Annotated in this window: 20 protein-coding genes; 14 read left to right on the top strand and 6 right to left on the bottom strand. The window is 61.7% G+C overall.

Features of this window, described 5'->3' with window-relative positions; translation table 11 throughout:
• The first annotated feature begins 86 nt into the window (after positions 1–86).
• The 13 genes from nth (at position 87) to V4529_14475 (ending at position 15,925) form a co-directional block, all read left to right on the top strand.
• A complete protein-coding gene (nth, locus tag V4529_14535) occupies positions 87–728 on the top strand; it encodes an endonuclease III (GenBank protein ID MES2359548.1) in 642 nt (213 codons plus the stop codon).
• A complete protein-coding gene (locus V4529_14530; protein MES2359547.1) occupies positions 725–1,204 on the top strand; it encodes a peptidylprolyl isomerase in 480 nt (159 codons plus the stop codon). The genes nth and V4529_14530 overlap by 4 nt, the downstream gene beginning before the upstream one ends.
• 5 nt (positions 1,205–1,209) lie before the next feature.
• Positions 1,210–1,362: a hypothetical protein gene (locus V4529_14525; protein MES2359546.1), complete on the top strand. Its 153-nt coding sequence runs from the start codon at positions 1,210–1,212 to the stop codon at positions 1,360–1,362.
• Positions 1,363–1,449: 87 nt separating this feature from the next.
• Positions 1,450–2,163: a heme ABC exporter ATP-binding protein CcmA gene (ccmA, locus tag V4529_14520; GenBank protein ID MES2359545.1), complete on the top strand. Its 714-nt coding sequence runs from the start codon at positions 1,450–1,452 to the stop codon at positions 2,161–2,163.
• Entirely contained in the window at positions 2,153–2,872 is a 720-nt protein-coding gene (locus tag V4529_14515) for a heme exporter protein CcmB (GenBank protein MES2359544.1), read from the top strand. The genes ccmA and V4529_14515 overlap by 11 nt, the downstream gene beginning before the upstream one ends.
• On the top strand, positions 2,869–3,531 hold the full coding sequence (gene ccsA, locus V4529_14510; protein ID MES2359543.1) for a cytochrome c biogenesis protein CcsA: 663 nt from the start codon (positions 2,869–2,871) through the stop codon (positions 3,529–3,531). The genes V4529_14515 and ccsA overlap by 4 nt, the downstream gene beginning before the upstream one ends.
• 97 nt (positions 3,532–3,628) lie before the next feature.
• On the top strand, positions 3,629–5,161 hold the full coding sequence (locus V4529_14505; protein ID MES2359542.1) for a uroporphyrinogen-III synthase: 1,533 nt from the start codon (positions 3,629–3,631) through the stop codon (positions 5,159–5,161).
• An 86-nt stretch (positions 5,162–5,247) separates the two neighbouring features.
• Positions 5,248–7,710 (top strand): bifunctional YncE family protein/alkaline phosphatase family protein, encoded by a 2,463-nt coding sequence (locus V4529_14500; protein MES2359541.1) that lies wholly within the window; start codon positions 5,248–5,250, stop codon positions 7,708–7,710.
• Between the two features lie 61 nt (positions 7,711–7,771).
• On the top strand, positions 7,772–9,022 hold the full coding sequence (locus V4529_14495) for a TolC family protein (protein ID MES2359540.1): 1,251 nt from the start codon (positions 7,772–7,774) through the stop codon (positions 9,020–9,022).
• The gene (locus tag V4529_14490) at positions 9,019–10,065 is read left to right on the top strand and encodes an efflux RND transporter periplasmic adaptor subunit (GenBank protein ID MES2359539.1); all 1,047 of its coding nucleotides are present in this window, start codon (positions 9,019–9,021) and stop codon (positions 10,063–10,065) included. The genes V4529_14495 and V4529_14490 overlap by 4 nt, the downstream gene beginning before the upstream one ends.
• A 6-nt stretch (positions 10,066–10,071) precedes the next feature.
• On the top strand, positions 10,072–13,191 hold the full coding sequence (locus V4529_14485; GenBank protein ID MES2359538.1) for an efflux RND transporter permease subunit: 3,120 nt from the start codon (positions 10,072–10,074) through the stop codon (positions 13,189–13,191).
• Between the two features lie 1,317 nt (positions 13,192–14,508).
• Positions 14,509–15,198, top strand: a complete 690-nt coding sequence (locus V4529_14480; protein MES2359537.1) for a hypothetical protein — start codon at positions 14,509–14,511, stop codon at positions 15,196–15,198.
• A gap of 187 nt (positions 15,199–15,385) precedes the next feature.
• The gene (locus tag V4529_14475) at positions 15,386–15,925 is read left to right on the top strand and encodes an inorganic diphosphatase (GenBank protein ID MES2359536.1); all 540 of its coding nucleotides are present in this window, start codon (positions 15,386–15,388) and stop codon (positions 15,923–15,925) included.
• On the opposite strand, the gene V4529_14470 is transcribed toward V4529_14475, so the two are convergent.
• Both V4529_14470 and V4529_14465 read right to left on the bottom strand, forming a co-directional pair.
• On the bottom strand, positions 15,922–18,039 hold the full coding sequence (locus V4529_14470) for a DUF2723 domain-containing protein (protein MES2359535.1): 2,118 nt from the start codon (positions 18,037–18,039) through the stop codon (positions 15,922–15,924). The two genes, V4529_14475 and V4529_14470, sit on opposite strands and share 4 nt — an antisense overlap.
• Positions 18,039–18,818, bottom strand: a complete 780-nt coding sequence (locus V4529_14465; protein ID MES2359534.1) for a sigma-70 family RNA polymerase sigma factor — start codon at positions 18,816–18,818, stop codon at positions 18,039–18,041. The genes V4529_14470 and V4529_14465 overlap by 1 nt, the downstream gene beginning before the upstream one ends.
• A gap of 121 nt (positions 18,819–18,939) precedes the next feature.
• On the opposite strand from V4529_14465, the gene V4529_14460 reads away from it, so the two are divergent.
• On the top strand, positions 18,940–19,686 hold the full coding sequence (locus V4529_14460; protein MES2359533.1) for a YIP1 family protein: 747 nt from the start codon (positions 18,940–18,942) through the stop codon (positions 19,684–19,686).
• Positions 19,687–19,804: 118 nt separating this feature from the next.
• Here the strand turns inward: V4529_14460 and V4529_14455 are convergent, their stop codons facing one another.
• From V4529_14455 to V4529_14440, 4 genes are all read right to left on the bottom strand, one after another.
• Complete coding sequence (locus tag V4529_14455; GenBank protein MES2359532.1) at positions 19,805–20,509, bottom strand: aquaporin; 705 nt, start codon at positions 20,507–20,509, stop codon at positions 19,805–19,807.
• Positions 20,510–20,570: 61 nt separating this feature from the next.
• Positions 20,571–21,812, bottom strand: coding sequence for a beta-ketoacyl-ACP synthase II (gene fabF, locus V4529_14450; protein ID MES2359531.1), 1,242 nt, complete (start codon positions 21,810–21,812; stop codon positions 20,571–20,573).
• On the bottom strand, positions 21,812–22,306 hold the full coding sequence (locus V4529_14445) for an SRPBCC family protein (GenBank protein MES2359530.1): 495 nt from the start codon (positions 22,304–22,306) through the stop codon (positions 21,812–21,814). Before V4529_14445 ends, fabF begins: the two co-directional genes overlap by 1 nt.
• Positions 22,303–23,016, bottom strand: a complete 714-nt coding sequence (locus tag V4529_14440) for a methyltransferase domain-containing protein (protein MES2359529.1) — start codon at positions 23,014–23,016, stop codon at positions 22,303–22,305. Before V4529_14440 ends, V4529_14445 begins: the two co-directional genes overlap by 4 nt.
• Between the last annotated feature and the right edge of the window lie 3 nt (positions 23,017–23,019).

The raw sequence follows: 23,019 nt of genomic DNA, 5'->3' as shown, positions 1-23,019 counted from the left end.
TCGTCACACCAAGATCGATAACATGGATTCCCGCTTTCGCGGGACTGACGACTGATTGAGCGCGGCACCCTTAGTTTCCGGTAACGATGCCCCTACAACCCGCTTCCGTGCGCGCGCCGATCATCTTCAAGCGGCTCGCGCGAGCATACCCCGACGCGCATTGCGAGTTGGACCATACCAACGCGTACCAGCTCCTGGTGGCGACGATCCTGAGCGCCCAGTGCACCGATAAACGGGTGAATCTGGTGACGCCCGCGCTATTCGAGCGGTATCCGGACGCCGAAGCGCTGGCGATGGCCGATCCGCGCGATGTCGAGGAGCTGATAAAACCGACCGGATTTTTTCGCAACAAGACCAAGAGCTTGCTCGGAATGGCTGGCGGGCTGCTCGATCGGTTCGGGGGCGTCGTTCCCGACCGGATGGACGACCTCGTCACGCTTCCGGGGGTGGGTCGGAAGACTGCGAACGTGATCCTCGGCACCGCGTTCGAAAAACCGGCTGGTGTCGTCGTCGACACACACGTGGGGCGGGTCAGCCGACGGCTTGGCCTCACTCGTCTCTCGGATCCGGTGAAGGTCGAGCGGGTGCTGATGAAGCTATTCCCGCAAAAAAATTGGACTCTGCTGTCTCATCTGCTGATATTTCACGGACGCCGCGTCTGTCTGGCCCGACGCCCGAGGTGCGCAGAGTGCGTGCTGAATGACCTATGTCCATCGAGTGAAGTGTGAAGCAAGCAACATTTGAGACGAACAAGGGAACGATGGTCGCCGAGTTGTATTCCGGTGACGCCCCCAAGACGGTCGAGAACTTCGAGAAGCTCGCGAATGAAGGCTTTTACGACGGGGTGAAGTTTCACCGCGTGATTCCGGAGTTCGTGGTGCAGGGTGGAGACCCGCTGTCGCGCGATCTTCCGGCCGGCAGCCCGCGCATCGGCACCGGCGGTCCCGGCTACACCATCAAGTGCGAGACCAAAGGCAATCCGCGCACGCACGAGTTTGGCGCGCTGTCCATGGCGCATGCGGGGAAGGATACCGGCGGCAGCCAGTTCTTCATCGTCCTGGACGAGAAGAACACCAAGCACCTGAACGGCGTGCACACAGTGTTCGGCAAGGTGGTCAAGGGCGACGACGTTGTGCGCCAGATCCGGCAGAACGATGTGATGAACAAGGTGCGCGTTACCGACACAGCCACAGCCACGGAGTAGATACGATGGAAACGAAGCAGCATGGTACGGACTTCCCCGCGGCGCTCACCGGGCTGATCGTCGGCGGATGCTTTGTGTTCGCTATTCTCTTCGGCATCGTTGTTCTGACGAACAATCACTACGCGAGCGAGAAGCCCGCAGCCGCGGCGACCAAGTAGCCATCGCATTGCCCGCATGGGATCGGGGTATCAATCCCGTGCGGGCCTACGCCGCGGCGCGCATGTGCGCTGCCAGTGTTGCGCGCGATGACTGAGCTGTCTCTCCAGGCGACGGACCTCGTCCGCAACTTCGGCACACGTCGCGCCGTGAACGGTGTGTCGCTCACCCTCGTGGCGGGTGATTGTCTTGCGCTGTTCGGCCCGAATGGCGCCGGCAAGACGACGCTTCTACGGATGCTTGGTGGTTTGTTGCGTCCGACTTCAGGGAGCGCAGCGATCGAGGGAATTCCACTACCCGGAAGTGCCGACGTGCGCGCCCGCGTTGGTCTGGTATCGCACCAGACCATGCTCTACGATGCTCTGACAGCGCGCGAGAACGTGGAATTCTCGGCACGCATGTACGGCGTGCAGGACGCGCGAGCGGCGGCTGACCAAGTGCTGGCGCGACTGGGCGCCGCGTCGTTCGCGGATGTCCGCGTGCGATCGTTGAGTCGTGGTATGCAGCAGCGAGTGTCGGTCGCTCGCGCGATAGTGCACAGTCCGTCGGTCCTCCTTGCGGACGAGCCGTTCACAGGCCTTGATGCAGCCGGCGCCTCGGCGCTCACCGGCATGTTGGCCGGGTTACGCGATTCAGGCGCGACGATAATCATCGTCACCCACAACCTGGACGAAGCGCTCGCACTCTGCACCGCCGCGGCGATAATGCGCGAAGGGAGATTCGTGCGCCTCGATCGTGCGCCGATTCCTGCACGCGAGGAATACACTGCGCTCTACCGTGAGCTCTCGGTCGATGCCGCCTAGTACGAGCGTGGCGCCGGTCCATCGTCGCGCACCGGGGTTTGTTGGATCGACCCTGGCCATCGCGCGCAAGGACACTCTCATCGAGCTGCGATCGCGCAGCGTGATTCTCTCCGCGCTGGCATTTGCGGTTCTCGCGATCACGATATTCTTTTTCGCCTGGGATCCCACGGCTGTCGCGTCGATCGATCTTGCGCCAGGCGTGCTCTGGGTGATCTTCACCTTTTCCGGGCTGCTGGGGCTGCACCGTTCATTCGGCGTGGAGCAGCCGACCCGGGCGATGGACGCCTTGTTGGCGGCGCCGGTGGATCGCGAAGCGATCTACCTGGGGAAGCTGATCGCGAATCTCGCGTTTGTCATTGTGGTTCAGGCCATTTCGCTGCCTGCGGTTGCGCTACTATATAATGTGCCGATCGGCGGCTACGTGTGGCCGCTGATCGGAGTGGTGCTGTTGGCATCCGTGGGTCTGGTGGCGGTGGGGACGCTGTTTTCCTCCATGGCGGTCAGTACCCGGCTCGCCGAGCTGCTCCTGCCACTGCTGGCGCTTCCGTTTTTCGTTCCTGTGATTCTTCCCGCCGCGCAGGCCACCGCGCGGCTCATGAACGGGCGCGCGGTGTCGGAAGTGTCGGGTTACCTGTCGATCCTGGCTGCATTCGACGTCGTGTTTCTGGTTGTCTGTACACTGCTATATCCATATACGTTGGAACAATGAAGTTCTCAAAACTTGGAGTTGTGGCGGTCCTCGCGGTGATCGGCGTGTACATCCGGGCGATCTACTTCACGCCATTCGACGCGTTGCAGGGTCCGGCGCAGAAGATCCTCTACGTTCACGCGCCGTCGGCGTGGGTTGGACTGTATCTGGCGTTCGGACTCGTGTTCATCACGAGCGTGCTGTACCTCTGGCTCAAGGATCCAAAGCTCGATCGCGTAGCGTCGAGTTCCGCCGAGGTGGGATTCGTCTTTACGTCGGTGGTGCTCATCACCGGTCCGCTCTGGGCGAAACCGATATGGGGCGCATACTGGACGTGGGACGCGCGCCTGACCCTGACGCTGTTTCTCTGGTTCATCTACGCAGGCTACATAATTCTACGCGGCGCGATCGATGACTTCGAAATGCGCGCGCGATTTTCGGCTGTGCTGGGGATTCTCGGCGCCCTGCTTGTTCCGTTCATACATCTGAGCGTGTACTTCTTCCGAACGATGCACCCCATGCCGGTGTTGCTCAAGCCGAGCGCGCCGTCGATGCCATCGGACATGGTGATCACGCTTGTGTCGGCGTTCGGAGCGTTGACGCTGCTGTATGCGTGGCTGTTGCATGAACGGTACCTGCTCGCAACCGAGCGCGACGCAGCACTGGAGGGACGGTCCTGATGCCGCCACAGGATGCGTTCTGGTATCATCTCGCGTACAGTGTGGCTGGGATCGTGTACACGTGCTATGCGGTGAGCTTGCAGTGGAGGAGGCGTAAGTGGCGGCGCAAGGAATAGTATTCGTTGTTGGAGCAGGCCCCGATCTTCCTGGCTTGCTCACCGTGCGAGGCAGGGAATTGCTCGCCACGGCGGACGCTGTGGTATATGACCGTCGCGTGCAGCGCAAGCTCATTCCTGGTGGTGTCGCTGGCGGTCCGGAGCGCTATTACGTGGGATCGCGCGCGAAGGGCGGTCGCCCGTCGTCCGCTGACGTGGCACAACTGCTCGTCACCCTCGCGCGTCAGGAAATGCGCGTTGTGTATCTCGTGCACGGCGACCCGCTCGCGCTCGGCAGCGGTAGCGAGCTCGTCACGGCCCTTCACGATGCGAGCGTCGCATTCGAGATCATTCCTGGCGTGCCGGTCGGAAACGCTGTCGCAACGTATTCCGGAATTCCACTGTTGTCGCCGACGATGACGTCGGCGACCATCTACGCGAGCGGTCGAACCGCCGCACGTGGCGGTGCCGATACCGATTGGGCCGCAATTGCGAAAATCGGTGCGACGGTAGTCGTAAGCGATGTAACCGCGGTTCTCCCGGCGATAATCACTGGTTTCGCAGTAGCTGGCGTTCCTGGCGAGATTCCGGCAGCCGCAATAGTTCACGCTGGCCGCGCTTCACAGCGCGTCATCATCGCGACGCTGGGCACGATCTCGGATGAGATCGCGCGCGCTGGATTGCTGCGCTCGGTGACCGTCGTGATCGGATGGACGGTGCTGTTGCGTGACGAGCTCGCGTGGTTCGACAATCGTCCGCTGTTTGGCGTGAGAGTCGCCTTCGCGAGATCACGTTACGGTTCACGCGCAGTTGCGGATCGTCTCAACGAGCTTGGTGCTGCGGTAATCGAGATCCCTCTGCCGCGCATCACACGGCTCGACCTGACTCAGCTGCGTGAGGAGATCGATCGAATCGCCGATTACGAATGGCTCGTGTTCGCCAGTCCGGACGCTGTGACCATATTCTGGGAGCATCTCATTCTCGGCGGCAAGGACACGCGATCTCTATCGCACGCTAAGGTAGCGTGTGTCGAGCCTGCCACGGCGGCCGCGTTGCTGGATCGCGGCATCACTGTCGACGTTGTCCAGGATCGCTTCGATCCCGTCGCGCTGACGGACGCGCTGTCGGAACGATCCGATATTCCGGGCGCGTCAATGCTGTATGTCGCGGATGATGCTACGGCCGAGCCGTTCGCGCGGGACCTCGAGCAAGCCGGCGCCACCGTCACATCGCTGGCGGTGTATCGCGAAGTGCCAAACGAGAAGACGTATGCGCGGTTGCGCAGAGTGCTCGGGGAGCATCACTCGAGCCTCGTGGTCGCGATGTCACCAGCGGCTGCCGAGGAGTATGTTCGCGCTGCTGGGGAGCATGTCATAAGTTCGGTTCCCGCGGCAGCGTACGACGATGCGACCGCTCAGGTCCTGCGGGATGCTGGAATCGACGTCGCGATCACGCCGGCCAAGCCGAATGCCGACTTGCTGATCGAGGCAATACGCTCGAAATTCGGTACCGCCAGACAAGACATCTTGAGTTGAACCCTCACGCGGGCGAGAACTTGCACCACACCTTCGCGTTCAACGCAGTCGGCAGTCGCAGACAGATCGGGTTGGGGGCTGTGGTCATGGCCAGCGCGTTTGCGTTGGCGCTCACGTCATGTCGCTCGCCGAACGCGAGCTCTCCGCCGTCGTCGGGTAACGCCGGTGTACCGGAGGGACAGACAGTTCTTCCCACGGGGGTTCGGCTCGATCCCGCAGCCGCGTCCGTATCACTCGGCTCCATGCCCCTGGCAATGACATTATCGCCAGGGGGCGACAGAGTTGTCGTGCTGCTCAACGGATGGCGAGAGCAGGGATTTCAGATTGTCGATCGGGCTTCCGGCAGGGTCGTGCAGACCGTGTCGCAAGCGGCGGCGTTCATAGGCGTTGCGTTTTCACCTGACGGGAAGACGCTGTATGTATCGGGCGGGAATCAGGACGTGGTGTATCGCTACGCGTGGCACGATGGCACTGCGTCGTTGACTGACAGCCTGGTCCTCGCGCTCAAGTCGCCGCGGAGAGGCGGCACGCGGTATCCTGCCGGACTCGCGCCGTCACGCGACGGGCGATTGTTGTATGTAGCGGAGAACCTGGCGGACTCGTTGGCTGTGATCGACCTCGCGAGCGGGCACGTGGTGCAGCGGCTCGCGACCGAACGCTATCCCTACGGCGTTGTCGTCGCCACTAACGGCACCGTGTACGTGTCGGCCTGGGGTGGGAATACGGTGTCCGTGTTTCAGCCGAATGGCCCGACGTCGCTCGAGGACGCCGGACGCATCGTGGTCGATCGCCATCCGTCGGCGCTGCAGTTGAATGGCGATGGCTCGCGACTGTTCGTTGCGTCCGGGAGCATGGATCGCATCTCGGTACTCGACACGAAGAGCCGCAAGGTGATAAAGCGTCTGCTCGATCCGCCGCCGACCGGGCCCGCGGAGGGGAGCACACCGAATGCGCTTGCGCTTTCGACCGACGGGACGCGACTGTTCGCGGCTGAGGCGGATGACAACGCGGTTGCAGTATTCGACCTCAGTGCAGAGGTGGCTGGTGTCGAGGCGGCGCACGGTGCCGATCGGCTGGTTGGGCGCATTCCTGTCGACTGGTATCCCACCGCGGTCTATGCCGCGCACGACACGCTCATTGTGTTGAGTGGGAAGGGTCATGGCACGGCGCCCAATCCGGACGGCCCAAATCCGCATCATCCGGCGCCAAAGGGGTCACATGCATATACGCTTGGGCAGACGTCTGGATCACTGATGACACTGACGCTGGCTCGCGCCGATTCGGCAACGCTGGCACCGCTTTCGGCGCGGGTTGCACGTGCGCAGGGTTGGGATGCGAGGTCGCACACAGGCACCTCCACGATGTATCCGCCCTTCGAGCACGTGATTTACGTGATCAAGGAGAATCGCACTTACGATCAGGTGCTGGGTGATCTGCCGATCGGCGATGGAGACACCTCACTCGTGTTCTTCCCGCGGAAGGTGACGCCCAACCATCACGCGCTGGCCGAGCGATTTGGTGATTTCGATCGATTCTTCACGAACGCGGAGGTGAGCGCCGACGGCCACAACTGGTCGACTGCCGCGTACGCCACGGATTACCTGGAAAAGACAGTCGCGAGCAATTATTCGGGCCGCGGCCGTAGCTATGATTACGAAGGGACGAATCGCAATGGCTCGGGGACGGACCCTGATGAAGATGACGCGAGCGAGCCAGCGCACGGCTACCTCTGGGACCTCGCGCAGCGCGCCAACATCACGCTGCGCAACTACGGCGAGTTCGTCGTGCACCGCACCGTCAACGGTCGCTCTGTGTACGTGGGCGACAAGCCGTTGCTCGCCACGCACACCAATCCGGACTATCCAGGCTTCGATCTGGATCTCATGGATCAGGCCCGTATGGATGTCTGGCTCAGAGAATTTGCGGGATACGTGAAGAGTGGTGAGATGCCGCAGCTGGAGATCGTCCGGTTGCCCGACGACCATACCGCCGCGACCCGGGCCGGCTCCCGAACTCCGCGCGCCTTCATGGCCGACAACGATCTTGCGCTGGGCCGCATGATCGATGCGTTGTCGCGCTCTCCGTTCTGGAAGAACACCGTCGTCTTTGTCGTCGAGGATGACGCGCAGAATGGTCCGGATCACGTGGACTCGCATCGCGCGCCCGCCTTCGTAATATCTGCATACAATCGAGGCGGTGTAATTCATCGCTGGACCAACACTACCGATGTGATCGCGACGATGAGCGAGATCCTCCACACCGGATCGCTGTCGCAGTTCGATTTCTACGGTCGGCCACTGCGTGATATATGGACGTCGAAGCCCGATCTCACGCCATACGTCGCGATCGTACCAGGCATCGATCTGAACGAGAAGAATACAAAAACAACGGTCGGAGCGGCCGCGTCCGCGCGGCTCGATCTCTCCGAGGAAGACAGAGCCGACGAAAACAGCTTCAATCACATCCTCTGGAAGGCGATCAAGGGGGAAACCGCTCCCTATCCCGGAACTGTGCGCGTCTCCGGACTGGAATGGCGGCGGGCCCGATAGTCGTCCGGTGGCGCTCGTGGGTGTAATGTCCGTGACAGGTGAAATCGACTAGCTTGACCGCGTGACGACCATCACATGTGCCGTCAGGTCAATGCAGAGCGCCCGCACGCTCTGGTGTGCGGGCGCGCTCGCGATCCTGAGCGTCGTTCCCGTCCTTCACGCCCAACAGCCGCTGAGCCGTTCAGAGGCGATTCGGGCGGCGCTCGGCAAGTCCGTGCTGGTGACGGCGATAAGCGCGGACACGCTCGCGGCGGCCGCACGGCTCAGATCGGCGCGCGAGTATCCCAATCCTTCGCTGACGATGTCCTACTCGAAGGACGCACCGCAGAACCACTTTTCCTTCGACGTTCCGCTGGACCTGCCGGGAATTCGCGGCGCACGCGTCCGAGCGGCTGAAGCGGCTCGCGCCAGCGCACGATTCGGCTTTCTTGCCGCACGCGCCGCAATAGAGCTGAACGTCGATACGATGTACACGACGGCCCAGGGTGCGGAGCTTCGCGCGGCGCTGTCGCACGCGACTGCCGTTGACGCGGCAAAGCTGTTGAGCGACACGAAGGCGCGTAGAGATGCTGGTGATGCGAGCGACCTGGACGTGAACCTCGCGGAAGTATCAGCAGCGGAGGCGGCGAACGCCGCTAATGCCGACTCGCTCGAAGCCATAGATACCCGACTCGAATTGCAGGCGGCAATGGGGCTTCGTGGCGATACGGTCGTCGTTGCCTTGCGCGATTCCCTTGCGGCCCCGTCGATCCGGATCGCGCCAGCCGCGTCGGACGCGACTGAGACGCCTACTGTCGCCGCGGCAAGCGCCGCGGTGACGTCTGCGCAGCAGACTCTCATCTTTCAGCGTCGCAGCGTGTTCGGCGTGCCGTCGATCCAATTTGGAGCGGATGCGAAGGATCCCACCGGTGCAGAGAAGGGACTGCTGCCAACGGTCGGCGTTGCTCTTCCGATTCCGTTCTTCAACCGCAACGGCGGCGCGATCGAAGCGGCGCACGCCGATGTTACACGGGCCCAGGCGGAACTGGCGATCGCACGACTGAACGCAGCCACGGAGCTCGCTCGGGCGTATCGTACGCAGTCGGTCGCGGAGTCGCGCATCGGGCGCGATCGCACGATCATGGATGCAGCTACCCGGAACGTATCGATGGCGGAACGCGCATATACCGCGGGAGAGATGGCGATCGGCAACATTCTCGAGACCAGGCGAGCTCAGCACGACGCACAGGCACAGTACGTCACGGACCTCGTGGCTGCAAACGTCGCCTCGGCGCTGGTTCGCGTACTCACCGCAAACGGAGTCACGCAATGATGGATCGTCGACTGCTGCTCGCACTCGGAGCGCTGTGGGCGCTTTCCGCATGCGGCAAGTCTGATAACGCCGGTGAAGCCGATGTGACTCCGGTTGTCACTGTCGAGACGGCGCAGGTAACGACGGCTGCGTTCACTCCGATGGTTCGGGCCGTTGGCACAGTCGTATCCAGCCCGACTGGATACGCCGAGCTGAGTGCGCCGGCTCCATCGCGCATTGCGCGCGTACTGGTGACGGCCGGACAGAATGTGAAGTCCGGTGAAGCACTGATCGAACTCGATGCTGCCACGTTACGGGCGGCCTCCGCCGGCGCTGACGCAGCGCTGGCCGCGGCGCAGAGCGCTTATGATCGCGCTTCGCAGCTTGCGCAACAGGGAATCGTGCCACGCAAGACGGTTGATCAGGCTAGCGCCGACCTCGCTCAGGCGAAAGCTGCCGCGGTCGGTGCGCATCGCACGTATGCGCTATCCACGCTGCGGTCGCCGATCTCCGGCGTGGTCACGAAGATGAATGCGGTCACCGGTGCGTCCGCGGATCCGGCCCAGGTACTAGTGGCAATCGCAGATCCCAGCGCGCTGCAGGTTCTCCTGCAACTCTCGCCTGTGGATGCGGGATCGGTACGCCGAGGCGCCGCTGTCAGCTTCGCGGATAGCGACATCCCTTCGGCCACACCGGTGGCCCGCGGTTCCGTGATCGCGGTGGGCGCGGCGATCGACTCAGCCACGCGCGCCGTGCCGGTCAGAGTACACGTTGCATCATCGACACGCCCGCTCAGGCTCGGTGAAACGCTTTCCGGAAAGATCGCAGTCACCGGTTCCACGAGCGCGCTGTCGATTCCGTCCGACGCACTTGTTCCTGATAGCACCGGGTTCAAGGTTTACGTAGTGAAACAGGGGATCGCATATGCGACGCCGGTCGAAATCGGCACGCGCGGCGACTCGCTCGTGCAGATCACCAAGGGACTCGTCGTGGGTCAGACGGTCGTGACTACCGGCGCGTACGGCCTCGAAGACAGCAGTAAAGTCACTGTCCCCAGGCGATAGCGACCAGTGCGTCTTTTTGACATCCTCGCAGCGCAGCGACGCGTCATATATCTGGTTGTCGTACTGCTCAGTGTAGGCGGTGTGTGGTTGGCTCGCTCGCTACCATCGGCGATCTATCCCGAATTGCTCTTTCCGCGTATCACGATCGTTGCCGAGGGCTCATCCCTTGGCGCCCGGCAGGTGGAGTTCTCGGTCACGCGTCCGTTGGAGGAGGCGGTGAGCACGGTGCCAGGTGTCACTCGCGTGACATCCAAATCCATTCGTGGCGCCGCTGAGATATCCGTGACGTTCACGCCGGCGACAGACATGCAGTCTGCACTGCAGCTGGCACAGACGCGCGTGAGCCAGATACGTAATACGCTCCCCAGCGAGGTGAACGTCGAAGTCGCGCGGCTCACCCCGTCGCTCTTTCCGATTCTATCGTACAATCTGGAGGGGACCGATCCGTCGACACTGTACGACATCGCGCGTTACCAGATCCGGCCGATCATATCCCGCGTTCCGGGTGTGGGGCGGGTGGATGTGCAGGGAAGCAGCATCCGGGAGATCGAAGTCGTAGCCGACCCATCGACACTTGCCGCGCAGGGCCTCACGTACAACGATCTTGCGACGGCAATTCAGAATGCAATCTCGCCGGCGGCGGTAGGACGCGCTGCACGCGACTACAAGCAGTATCTGATCGTAACGGATCAGGAAGCCCACTCCGTCGCCGACGTCGGAGCCGTTGTTCTACCAAACGGCTTGCACGTTCGCGACGTCGCAACTGTACAGATGGGTGCGGAGGATCAGGTGATGCTCGTGCGGGGCGATGGCAGGCCAGCCGCATTGCTGAACATCACGCGACAACCCGGTGGGAACACGGTCGACATAGCGGATAGTGTTGCTTCGATTGCCGCGACGATCCGGAAGACCCTTCCACCTGGCGTCATTCTCAAGCCTGTGTACGATCAGGCCGCACTCGTTCGCGAGGCTGTGACATCCGTACGCGACGCGATGATCATCGGTGCCGTGCTCGCGATAATAGTGCTCTTCGCATTCCTGCGACATGGACGCATTACTGCCGTGAGTGCGACCGCCATCCCGCTTACGATGGCGATCACGGTCTTCGTCATGTCCATGATCGGGCAGACGTTCAATTTGATGACGCTGGGAGCGATGGCGATCGCTGTAGGTCTCGTCATCGATGATGCGGTGGTAATCACCGAGAACATAGCGCGACACCTGTCATTCACCCCGGACAGGCACCTCGCCATCCGTGATGCGCTCCAGGAACTGATCCTGCCGGTCACGACTTCCACGATCACCACTGTGGTTGTATTTCTACCCCTCGGCCTGCTCACGGGAGTCGTTGGCCAGTTCTTCAAGGCGCTTTCGATTACGCTCACGATAGCCGTGATCGTATCGCTGTTTCTCGCCATCACGCTCATACCCTTGCTCAGCGAGCAGTTCGTGCGTGCGAGCGACGCCTCGGTTGAGCAGCCTGGTGTGAAAAGGAGCGGCATACTTCACCACATCGGCCGTGGACTCGATTCGCTCGCGGACATTTATGAACGGTCGCTCGTCAGCGTTCTGCGTCATGTCTGGATAATGATCGGAGGCGCGGTCCTGCTCGTGATTCTCGGTGTGGTCGCGGCACGCTTCACCGGAACTGGATTCCTGCCGGAGATGGACGAGGGCGCTTTCGTACTCGACTATTTCACGCCCGGCGGAACGGCGCTGTCGGAAACGGATCGCGAGGTTCACATCGCAGAGAAGATTCTCGCGCAGACATCCGAGATATCAGGCACCTCTCGCCGAACCGGCGCCGAGCTCGGCCTCTTCGCGACGCAGCAGAACGTGGGCGATCTGGTGGCGCGCCTCGTTCCCGAATCCAAGCGGTCGCGGAGCATCTTCGAGGTGATGGATGACGTTCGCGGCAAGATCTCCACTGCCGTACCCCGGTTGCATATCGAGTTCGTTCAGATTCTGTCGGATGTCATCAACGATCTCGCCGGTGCCGCGCGCCCGGTCGAGATCAAGCTGTTCGGGGACGACCTGAACCAGCTGGAGACCTACGCGCGCTCGATCAGCGATCCGCTCGGCAAGGTCGCCGGAGTCGAGGATCTGTTCAACGGTGTGAGCGAACCCAGCGCGGAGATATTGCTGCATGTCGGTTCGGCGGAGTCGGCGCGCGCGGGACTCACGCCCACCGGTGTCGGTGACGTCGTGCAGGGGGCGCTGATGGGCGTTCCCGCCGGCGAGGTACGTGCCGCTGACCGCGCGATTGGCGTTCGTGTGCGTGCGCCAGACGCAGTCCGGTTCGATGCAAACAAGCTTGGAGATCTCCCACTCGTATCTACGGCTACACGTAGCGCCGTTCCGTTGTCCGCCGTTGCTACACTCACGCCGACTGAGACGCGCGCGGAGCTGGATCGGGAGAATCAGCAGCAGATGATCGCGATCACGAGCGACGTCAGCGGTCGCGCGTTGAGTGGCGTGATGACAGATGTCAAGCGTGTTCTCGCGGCACATCCACCGCCAGCGGGTATCCGCGTTGAGCTGGGCGGGCAGTACGCAGGTCAGCAGGAGGCCTTTCACGCATTGCTCCTCGTACTGCTGCTCGCCGCGCTCAGCGTCACGGCTGTCATGGTGGTGCAGTTCCAGTCGTTTGTCGAGCCGCTCGTAGTCCTCGTGGTGGCGCCGATCTCATTCGTCGGCGCTGTGGTCCTGCTATTGATCACCGGCACGCAACTGAACGTATCCTCGTTCATGGGTCTCATTCTGCTGGTGGGACTGATCGTGAAGAATGGAATCATACTCCTCGACTTCACGCGCTATCGGATGGTGCATGACGACGTTCCGCTCGAGATCGGATTGCGCGATGCCGCGCGTACACGTCTGCGCCCCATTCTCATGACCACGCTCTGCACTCTGTTCGGGTTGCTTCCGCTTGCGTTGGGGCTCGGGGCGGGAAGCGAGCTGCAGCGTCCGCTGGCGCTCGCGGTAATCGGAGGGCTGGCGCTCTCCACGCCAATCACGCTTTACATGGTGCCGAGTTTGCTCGTGCTGATCCGCGGCCGCGAGTATCGTATCGCTCGTCCGGAAGCCGACACCAGTCTGGCAGCTCCTAGGGCGACCGCACCTTAAATCGCAGAGGCGCCCACAGTAGCTCAAAAGTGTCGGGTCCACGGTATTCGACCGTATATCAGCACGACGGTGGACGCGAAAAAAGACATTAAGATCCATAAAGCATCTTCCAACGAAAACGTCGATGACATACGTTCCCGTCGCGTTAGCCGCCTGTCCCCGGCGGCCCGGCGGTATTTGGAAGCAGAACAGCGGCAAATGCGCTATCCGTCGACCAACGTGCACGCGGTGCGGCCATCCTTTACTTGGTGAAAAGGAGGAGTCGTATGACGTTCGAGCGTTCGCCGGGACCCCTGCTCAGGCCGGCCAAATCGCGAGATTTTGTGGCCACAGTTGGACTAATTGCTTGCGTTGCAGGCGGCCTATCGGGATGTAGCGATCAGCAAGTTCCACCGGCTGCGACTGTGGCGCCCACGGCGGTGAGCCAACTTGGAGCCATGGTTACGGGAAGTGCACGTGTTAGTTCGACGGGTGAGATCGAAGTAGCTGGCCCGATCCCAACGCAACAAACCCAGATCAATGCAAGCCGGGCTGACAGTCTAGCTCAGGTCTGGGCGCGGGTATTTGCCGCGATGGCGCGTCCAAGCTTGGAACGACAGCATGGCACACGCATAAACTTTCCAGCGTTATTAGTGTGCGGGAGGACGTTCTTTGCGCGATCGCCGTTTCAACCGCTACCGACCTCAATTCCAGATGCGGTGCAGCGCTCATTTGGGCCGTATTGGTTAGTGACTCTATGTGACGGCTCAGGCCCCGCTATATCGCTCGCTGTCTCGGCGTATGCTACAGACATAAGCCTGGCTGGAGGCACTCTGCATTTCCCTCAATTCAGTGGCGAGGAGTTCAAGTGGGTTGGGATCCCGGCAGGCTCCGCTGGTCTTCCGTTGCCGCCGGAAGACGCCGTTGCGGCAGAGTTCACGCAGACGGGGAGACGAGTTGCTGCTACTCCAGAGCTTGTAATTTCAGGCCGTTCAAGTCCGCAACTCGCGCGATGGCATCTACGTCTCGATTCTGCCGCGTCCGTTCGTACAGGACGCGGAATTGTAAGCGCGATCGACGTGTACGCTGCGAGGCGTCTTGCTGGCGATACCGTACTTGCCCATGCCGCGCCAAATCAGCCGACGTCCGTTAAAGTTGCGTGGCTATCCCCACCGCCGATGCGGTGGCGTGGGCCAAAGGCGCCTCCGCGCACGACCTACTCTGCGAACGCAACAGTCACTCCAGGAACCCCCGTAGTGTTCGAATCCGTGGTGGGGATACTATCATCATCAACGGGTCACTAACATGCGCCTACAACCGATAAGAATCGCGCTGACAATGTCCCTGACCGTCGTCGTTCTGTCAGCCATGCTGTGCACCGAAGGAGTCGACACTACATCCGAATGTCAGGTTGATAGCGATGCGATTTGGCAGGGTGAGGGCTTCGGCATCCGGGTCTCCGTGCCGAGGACCTGTCCGGTCGGCGTCCCTTCGTCAGGCGGTCAGTGGACGCCTTACCAAGCAACGGTGAATGCTCCGATAGATGTAGAAGCGGAGTTTCCGGTGGACTTTTACAATAAGAACGGCGATTTCCTCTCTGAAGCGTTGGGGGAGTTTGGACCCGATGGCAATCAAGCCATAGCGTACGTCTCCGGTGGATATATTGCTGGATCAACGGGCGTGACATTCCAAAACGATCCGAGTAACCACGACGACGGGTACAATTTGGTCACTGCTGGCGATGGCTTGCAGGGAACAGCCCATGTCGCACTGCCATTCCAAGTGCAACAGTACGCGATGGGGAGTCAGGACGTCTACAGTGAGGGCGACCCAATGACATTCAAGGTGATGGGCGGCGCCCTTGGTACACAGTACGAATTCTTCGAGGATGGCCAGTCACTTGGGACAACCACGAGTACCGCCTGGCACATGACTGCGCAATATCCCGGGCCTCACACGATTCGGGGGGATGTATTATCAAACGGCGTGTTCTTAGGTTACGCGTCCGTAGACATCGAAATTCAGTAGTCGTTGCCGAGTAACTCTCGCCTTCATGTGGCGGAATTCCGCCGCTGGAAGAAGAAGTTCATAAGCTTAGACGTCAGCGTCGTACACGAACTGAAGTAGCAGCGAGATGAGAATTGGTCGCCGAGTTGGGCTTTTGTCCAGCGCATGCGGCCGAAGGCTGCCAGCTGCATGTTATCTTTGGACCATGATTCATTCATGGCACGATCTCCCGCCCGGAAGCAATCCTCCCGTGCAGGTCACCGCGGTCGTAGAAATCCCCACTGGCAGCCGCAACAAGTACGAGCTCGACAAGGACACCGGACTCTTCCGTCTCGATCGCGTCCTGTACTCGGCGGTTTCCTATCCCGGTGAATACGGTCTGATCCCGCGAACGCTTCACGAGGATGGCGATCCGCTGGACGTTCTCGTTCAGGTCGATCAGCCGACCTTTACGGGATGCCTCATCGATGTCCGGCCAATCGGCGTTCTGAAGATGCTGGATCGCGGCGAGCCGGATGACAAGATATTTGCCGTGCCGTGGCATGACCCCCGTTACGAGGAGTACTACGACATCGCGCGCTTCCCTCAGGCGTATCTGAAGGAGATCGAGCATTTCTTTCTCATCTACAAGGATCTCGAAGGCCGTCGCGTCGAGATCAAGGGATGGGAGGGAAGCGAGTCGGCAAAGCAGGTGATCGTCGATTCCATCGCGCGGTATGACGCAAAGTACATGCACGTCGGACCCTAGGGCATCTTCGTCATCCCGAAGATGTCTTCCATCCGCGCCGCTTTTATCACCGCGATCGCATCATTGCGCACCGCGCGTGCACGCGCGCTATCGCCCTGGTGCTCCAGCGCATCGCTGAGATTGAGCCCGACAAGCGTATAATCGACAGGCGTTGGCAACGACGGTCTGTCTATCCAGTCGCCGCGACGCACTATTGCCGCAGGTCCACGATAGATGCGCCATAGTGCATCGGTCCCGCGCGTGTCCAGTGTTGGTCCGGCAGAATCCGACACCGGAGTTGGCATCAACTTCTGAACGAGTCCCTCGCCGATTATGTAGCGCTGCAGACCAAACTGCTTCGGGTATGGCGAGCCCATCGTGAAATACACCGGCCGCTCGGGGAGTGCGTCCGTAATTAGACGCAGGATGAAGACGTCCTTGCGCTCCAGGTAGCCCGCTGCAATGCGTCCCTCGATTGCTCCACTCTTCAGCAACTGAGGCTCGCGCAGCTCCATGATGTCGGGAACGGAATCAGCCTGCGCCGCCGTCATGCGAAATACAGCATGGGTTGGAACTGGCCAGTGGCCGGTTCGATACATCGCCGGGCCAGCGGCGGCATCGTACTTGTGAATTGGCGCGCGCAGTAATTGCTCGACGAACCAATCCATCTGGAGGTACTGGTCGATGATTACCGTGACGTCTGGCCGCACACCTTCGACGTACTGTGCATACCAGAGCGGAAACGTGTCGTTGTCGCCGCCAGTCACGATCACACCGTACGGCTCGACCGAGTTGAGAATGTCGACGGCCCAATCGCGCGCTACCGTATCGTTCCGGCGCGATGCCGCGCTCCAGTTTCCGATCAGCGGGATTGCCGCCAGCGCCAACAATGCTCCGCCAGTGCGCGCTCGCTGCCAGATCGCGGCAATCCCTACCGCCACCCAGACGCCCCACGCACTGAAGCTCCAGAGGTAGAAGTAATCGCGATCGCGTACTTCGCGCGGCACGCTATCACCCAGTCCCGGCGCCTGGGAGTATCCGTACTTGAAGTTCATGTAATAGACGAGCAGAACCGTCAGTGTGAACATGAAGGTCGCCCAGTAGATGCACGAGGCGCGATCCCATCGCCAGTGCACGGTGGCTCCATAGATGCCGAGCCCGAACATGAGGAGCGCCAGGAGCATCTGCGTGAGCGGTGCAGATCCGTGCGGATCTCTCAGCCACTGCCACTTGAAGTACAGCCACCACATTCCCAGCTGCGAGCCGAACGAGATCTGGCGATCCGTCACCGACGGCTTGCCGTATTGAGTGCGATTGATGTTGTCGGAAAGCCTGGTGTACGTCTTCGCGCTGAACGTGCAGGACCATTCGAGTCTCGTCGTGCAACCGGTCGGTGCGCCTTCGTTCATCGCGGGCGCCTGCGCAGCGCGAATTGGCTCGAAGATGAACGGCGTCAGTCCCAACGCAAACGCGCCGAACACTGCAAGCACGAGACGCGGCTGCAGGAATTTCCTCCATCGCTGGCTTGCGACCGTCACTATCACCGCGAGTCCGGGGAGCAATCCGGCCGGATGCACAGCGTAGCCCGCACCCAGTAGAAACGATATCGCAACCAGCTTGGCATCGTTCCTGGCCCTTCCGTCTCCATCGAGCCAGCTGAGCATCAACAGTGTGATGATCGCGAACAGCGCGAGCGAGATCGTGTACACTTTCTCGTTCACGACCGATTGATTCCAGACGGTAAACGCGCTCGCGCCAACGACCACGCCAGCTGCAGCGCAGATTCGACGGCGCAGTACCGCGACTCCACCACGCGCCAGCACCGAGTCGATGAGAACGAACCAGGAGCCGGCCGCGATCGCGCTGCAGAGAGCGGCGAGGATGTTGATCCTCGCCGCGTAGGACACCGGTATCGGTATCAGTCCAAATGCGTGCGCGATCATCACGAACAACGGATTGCCGGGTGGGTGGGGCAGTCCGAGTACCTTTGCGGCCGCTATGTACTCGCTCGTGTCCCACATCGCCGTCGTCGGTGACAGCGTGATGAGGTACAACCCGAATACACACAGTGAGGCGAGCGCGCCCCAGGCGTACGGGGGAGTCTGGGCCTCCCCCGTTCTGACATCTCGCGTCATCAGAAGTCCGTTCCTGGGTGTGGGTCGTGAACGTCGCGGAGTCGCTGCTCCTGAGCCGGCGCACGTGTATCCTCGCCGCAACGTCCCGGCGGCAGTATCGAATCACGCGTCGAAGCACCGAGCGTGTCGTGCATTATCGCGCGCAGAGTGTCACACGCAACGACCGTCGCGGTCCTCGGCTTTCTGTTGTCTCGCGTATGAGTCACGAAGATCAGTGCAACGGTCGCGAGCGTGATTCCCGCGCCGACCAGTGTGCGCCGGAGCTGCGCCGAGCCACGTGCGACGCGCATCTTGAGCGCCGAAACCGCAACGCCTGTGTCGGCGGAGATTTCTTCGTAGCTTCGATCTTCGCCGTACTTGCTGAGCACGACGGAGCGCGTGGCGTCGGGCAGGGATTCCAGCGCCTCGCTCAATCGTTGCGCCAGAGCATGGTCTTCTTCGCGTGGGAGCACCGCCGCGTGGCCACCGTCGGAATGAGCCCGCATCCATTCGCTTGCGACGTTTGCGCGACGCCGCGCAGCATCGCTCGCCGACCGGCATCTGTTAGCGACGATGCAGAGCAGCCACGAGCTGAAGCGGTCACGCTCCTGATAGCTGTCAAGTGACAGATAGGCGCGGATGAACGCGTCCTGCACCGCGTCGGCGGCATCGTCCGGGTCGCCTAGCAGCCGCATCGCCAGTCGGGCGCAACGTTCATGGTACCGCTCGAAGAGAAGCGCGAAGGCATCGCTCTCCCCATCGCGAATGCGGCTGACGACCGCAGCGTCGGAAATCACCATGCTAGGTTAACCCACTGGAGCGGCTCACGGTCACATCTTGCAGGTGGCCCGCCAAAAAGTCCACCCCTGGCGTGCCCGCCGCCATTAGTGCACTGTAGTGCGGACCTCAACCCCATGGATCATGACTGCCCCAGACGAACTCAGCACGTCCGCGCCGCCAACGTCCGCAAAGCCGGCGAGCCTGTGGGAAGACTTCATCGATATCTTCGTGTCGCCGAGCGAAGTGTTCGCGCGACGGCGCGACTCGGGTTTTTTCGCCCCCTTGGCGGTCTTCGTAGTCCTGTCCGTCGCCATAGTGGTTGCTGGCCACTCCGCCCTGCAACCGATATTCGACTCCGAGTTCACGCGCGGGATGGCGGCCGCGGCCAAAAAGAACCCGCAGCTGACAGATGCTCAGATCCAGACTTCGCGCGCCTTCGCGGAGAAGCTGACTCCCGTTCTGGTTGGCGTCGGCGCCATCATCATGCCACTGCTCGTGGGCGTCATCCTGTGGATCGTGGGCAAGTTCGTGGATGCCAAGGAAAGCGTAGGTGCTGCATGCATGATCGCTTGCTACGCGTTCATCCCGCGCATCCTCGATTCACTGCTCAGAGTGGTGCAGGCGTTCGTCATGGACCCGGCTTCTCTCAACGGCCAGTACCGCGTGAGCCTGAGTGCCGCGCGTTTCCTGGATCCTGACGCGGCGTCGCCCGTGTTGGTCGGACTTCTCAGCCGGATCGACCTGTTCACGATCTGGGTGACCGTGCTGCTCGCGATCGGTCTGTCCGTCGTGGCGCGAATTCCGCGTCAGAAGGCGGCAATTGCCGCGATCATCGTCTGGGTCATTGGCGCGCTTCCGGCGCTGCTCCAGGCGCTCAGGGCCTCGTAGTCTGTCATCAGTGCCGTATCCCTCGTCACCCCCCGCAAGCGCGGGGGTGACGAGGGATCACGGCGGCGATGAGAGTCGCCACTTTCGGACATCACAAATCTGTCCGCAGGCCCCGCCATCAGGTCTCGATAGCTCCGTGCTCGACCGGTTCCCGCTCGCGCCTGATGAACAGCGTGTCGTACAGAAGCGCCGCGATTATCGATCCGACGATCGGTGCCGTCCAGTAGATGAACTGACCTTCGTAAATCCCTGAAGCGAGCGCCGGCCCGAACGACCGCGCCGGATTCATCGACGCGCCTGTCAGCGGTCCGATGGCCAGAATGTCCACCGTCACGACCAGTCCGATCGCGAATCCGCCAACCTTCGGCGATTTCGGATCTACCGCAGTCGCGAATACCGCAAATGTCAGGAAGAAGGTCGCGATCGCCTCAAGAATCCATGCCTGCGACGCGGTCACATCCAGTGAAATCGCCTGGCCGCCGTCACGTGTAGCCGCGACGATTGCGTCGGGGAACGTGCCTTTGAGTATGTACGCGGCCGCGGCCGCGCCGAGTAGCTGTGCCACGATGTAGATGCCAGCCATCATCGGGTCGATGCGGCGCGCCGCCACGAATCCCAGTGTGATCGCTGGATTGAAGTGGCCCGAGATCCGCATCAGCGCCGTGACGAAGATCGACAACACCAGGCCGTGCGCCAGCGCCACCTGCAGCAACGCATACGGAGAGTTCGCCTGCGCAGCAGCCATTATCGCGGCACTGCCGACGAAGACCAGTGCGAACGTACCTATGAACTCCGAAACAAAATGGCGTAGCGGATCACGCATGCGTTACCCCGTCCGAAACAAGGTTGACCGGGCGCCTTGCGAGGCGCCCGGATGCGCGTCGCTACACTACCCGGCGGAAGACCAGCGCGGCATTGATACCGCCGAATCCAAACGAGTTGCTGAGCACGTGCTCCACCCGGTCGGAATGCCCTGTCCCCGTGATGTAGTTAAGATCGCACGCCGGATCGCGCTCGGTAAGGTTCACGGTTGGCGGAAGCCATTCGCGGTCGATGGCGAGGGCGCAGATCGCAGCCTCTATCGCTCCAGACGCACCCAACGCATGGCCGTAATATCCCTTCGTTCCGCTAGCCTGCACGGTTGCGGCCGAATCGCCGAAGACCTGCTTGATCGCGACTGTCTCGGTTGGATCGTTGAGCGGAGTCGAGCTGCCATGCGCATTGATGTACCCGATCTCGGATGGCAACACCGCTGCGTCGCTCAGCGCCATCCGCATCGCGCGCGCTGCCTGCGTTCCGTCCGGCAGAGGTGCCGTCATGTGATGCGCGTCGTTGGTCGTGCCATAGCCACAGATTTCCGCGTAGATTCGCGCGCCGCGTGATACTGCGCGATCGTGTTCCTCCAGTATCAACACCGCCGTTCCCTCGCCCATCACGAATCCATCACGTTCGTGATCGAATGGTCGCGACGCGTGTTCGGGATCGTCGTTGCGGGTGGACATCGCACGTATGAGAGCGAAGGCGCCAAAGCAGAGCGGCGCCAGCGGTGCCTCCGCTCCGCCTGCTATCATGACGTCGGCATAACCGTCGCGGATCTGGCGGAACGCTTCGCCGATCGCCATCGCACCGGAGGCGCAGCTCATCGCGTTGGTCGAGTTCGGGCCCGTCACACCCAGCTCGATCGCAATATTGCAGCTTGCCGCACCGCCGAACACGGCGAGAGCGAGTGTTGCATCGACCGCGCGCAATCCTTCACGAAGAAACACGCTGAGCTGGTCTTCCGCGTAACCGACGCCGCCGAGCGCAGTGCCCATCATGGCTCCGACTCTGTCTCTGTCCTCGGTCGCCAGATCGATCTCCGAGTCCTCGATCGCCTGCTTCGCCGCGGCCACGGAAAACTGACCGAACCTGTCCAGTCGTCGAGCGCGCTTGCTCTCGATAAAATCGTTTGGATCGAAGTCCGGAACCTCGGCAGCGTTGTGACTGCGAAAGATGGACGGATCGAATCGCGTGAGCGAGCGTACTGCCGATCGCTCACGCAACACACCATCCCACATTCCCTCCTTCGTGGAGCCTATTGGTGTTATCGCGCCGATCCCTGTTATGACTACTCTTCGCCTGCCCATCATTCGGCCTCCGCCACGCGTGCCAACCCTGCAAGAGTGCGCGACGCGATGCCGTGCACGAACACTGGTCCAATCACCGTCGTAGCCGCAATCTCTCCAACAAGCGGCCACCCGGGTCCATTCCACACATGCAGGACGCGAACGTGCGTCCCCGCCGGCGTGGGCTCGAAGCTCCACTCGACGTCCATTCCACGCGTAATACCCGCAACGTGCCGAAAGCGGACTGCCGGCGCGCTGTCGATCACCTGCATGTCGGATCGCCACCAGGTTGGCCAATCGAGCAGTCCGAACTGTCTGTTGGCCGACATCTCGACCACTCCGCCGCCGTCCGTCTCCTGTTTGTTGAAGCGGACGAAGCGATAGTGCGGAAGATGTTCCGGCCAGCGAGTCACGTCTCGCGCGAGAGCGAAGATACGGCGCAACGGTGCGCGCACCTCGAGCTCGTCCAGAACGTGCATGCGGCGGCCAGCTGGCATCGGCCCGAGGTCGATCACGTTGCACACTCGCTCGCGGTCGGTAGCCAGCTGGTCGTGATCCTGAAGCCAAGTCGCCGATGCACCGGCGGTTGCACGCCAACCGCGTCGAATACGGCCGTAGATAATTCTGCCGGTGTGTAACCTCGCATTACCGACAGCACACCATCGTGTCGGGTAACCCTGTGAAACCGGAGCGGAAACGACGCCACCCAGAAGCCGGCAGCCGCGATCCAGCTGCGTTGCAGGTCGCTCACGACGACTGCCAGGCGAGCCACGCGATTCATCTCGCGCAGCAGTGCGCGCTCTTCGTCGCCACGAAAATGATGCAGCGTCTGAGAGCACATCACGACATCCACGCTTCCATCACCAAATGGCAGTGCAAGTCCGCTGCCGCATATCGCGTACGATACCGAACCGGAAGCCGCTCGCGCGATCGCAGGCTCGGCGTCCAATCCCAAAGTGGTCAGAGCTATATCGTGAGCGGCGGCGGCCACGACCGCCGCATGCGGAATGTCACCGCGTCCCGTGCCCACGTCCAACAGCGTCGCCGCTTTTGGTAGGCGCGCGAAGTGCAACGCAAGCTCCCTGATCGCCGAGCGCGTTCCGCTGAAGATGATGTTCGAGCGTCGGATGTCCTCGACGGTTCGAAGTACAAGCCTCTCATCCTCCTGCCGGGAATCGAGCAGCTCCTTGCCGTATCTCCGCGGCGGCGTCAGCAACCCTGGCATCGT

It is taken from the genome of Gemmatimonadota bacterium (genome assembly GCA_040388625.1).
GTDB lineage: Bacteria > Gemmatimonadota > Gemmatimonadetes > Gemmatimonadales > Gemmatimonadaceae > Fen-1247.
This window is presented reverse-complemented; position numbering and strand designations above follow the sequence as displayed.